The sequence below is a fragment of the Corynebacterium bouchesdurhonense genome, from assembly GCF_900078305.2.
GTDB classification, from domain to species: domain Bacteria; phylum Actinomycetota; class Actinomycetes; order Mycobacteriales; family Mycobacteriaceae; genus Corynebacterium; species Corynebacterium bouchesdurhonense.
In genome coordinates this window covers 1-1,382 of the sequence record NZ_LT546018.1, presented here as the reverse complement: position 1 = coordinate 1,382, position 1,382 = coordinate 1, and the positions used below count along the sequence as shown (strand labels likewise).

The window sequence follows — 1,382 nt, the reverse complement described above, 5'->3', positions numbered from 1 at the left end:
GCCTGACTGTCAGCGGGGTAGTTGTCCAGCGGCGTGCTCCTGCGCGGGGTCGCGGGCGTCCGGCGGACGCCCGCGACCCTCGGCGATGTCGTCGAGGTCGCGGGAGACGTGGCCGTAGAGGTCGTCGGAGTCTGGGTTGGTGTCGGCGTCGGCATCGGGGGCGTCGTCAGGCGAGCGCTCCAACATGCGCGAGAACAGGCCGACCAGGTAGTCGTAGGCCTCGCGCACCGTGATGCCCGTGGTCTTGAGCGCGCCGTAGACGATCACCAGGGCCAGCAGCGGCACCGCCACGTACGGGGTAAACGCGGCGGCGAGGAGGCCGCCAGCCAGGGCGCCGACCGCGCCGCCCGCGATGCGGCGCGTTTCCCAATCGCCCGGGTTGCCCGCGAACACGTGCACCATGCCGAGCATGGCCACCGCGATGATGGACAGCCCGACGGCGACACGCCCCCGCACCGCCGCCGGGGTGCGCACGTTCAGCATTAGCGCAACGGCCACGCCCACGAGCACTACCGGCAAGATGAGCGCGCCGGCGCCGATCACCCAGTGGCACGCCTGGGCGATCGCGCGGCCCACCGGCCCCGCCACGTCCATCCACACCGACGCGCCGATGACCGCGGCCAGCCCGATCAGGCCCAAGCCCCACGCGTCGGCGTTGCGCAGCTGGGACGCCTCGGCGGAATCGGGCTCGGCGTTGGCGTCCTCGGCGCGTTCGTGAGAGGGCCGGCGCGGGGCGCGGCGGGCGTGCGGCCTCCTCCCCCGCTCGCGCTCCTCCTCGTCGAAGTCGAAGGGCTCGAAGTCCTCCGCCTCCCCAGCCTCGTCATCGGAGCGCCGCCGCAAGCCGCCGAACATCGAGCCGACACCCCTGAACGCGGAGCCGAGCGACTTGCCCACGGCGCGGGTGGCGGAGCCGACGCGCTCGTCTGCGGTGTCGGCCGCGACCATGGAGGAGGTCGGCGGGTGCGTCATCGACACCGGCGCGGTGCGGGAGCGGGACGTCCGGGGGGCCGAATTTTTGACAGACATGGCTGTAACTTTAACGCGCCACGTCACATTCGTCCCACACGCCACACGGGCTGGGCGGTTAGAGGGCCCGGTCCAACCCTTCGAGTACGTCCGTGCGGCCACGGAACTCCACCTGCGCGGCGTCGCGCCCGGACACCCACAGCAGGAGCTCGCCGGGCTCGCCGAGGACGCGCAGCACGTCGTCGCCGCGCTCGGCAACACCGGGCTTACCCCCGGCGGTCACCGGCGGCAGCTTCGGAGGCGTCAGCACCACGGGCACCTCGGCCTTGCGCAGGCTCAGCAAGCCGAAACGCTTCGCCAGCTTGAGCAGTTGCTTATCGACGGCCCCACTAAACTCACGCGGCCCCGCCCCCGCC

1 protein-coding gene and 1 pseudogene are annotated in these 1,382 nt (G+C 72.5%); both read right to left on the bottom strand.

Annotation, left to right across the window (positions count from 1 at the left end):
* Positions 1-9: 9 nt before the first annotated feature.
* Positions 10-1,026, bottom strand: coding sequence for a DNA translocase FtsK 4TM domain-containing protein (locus BN4252_RS11150; RefSeq protein ID WP_066524071.1), 1,017 nt, complete (start codon positions 1,024-1,026; stop codon positions 10-12).
* A 58-nt stretch (positions 1,027-1,084) separates the two neighbouring features.
* A pseudogene (locus BN4252_RS11230) lies at positions 1,085-1,382 on the bottom strand (TIGR03085 family metal-binding protein); the annotation flags it as partial.

Coding starts and splice junctions, on each gene's coding strand:
- BN4252_RS11150 (WP_066524071.1), bottom strand. CDS start 1,026: ATGTCTGTCAAAAATTCGGCCCCCCGGACGTCCCGCTCCCGCACCGCG.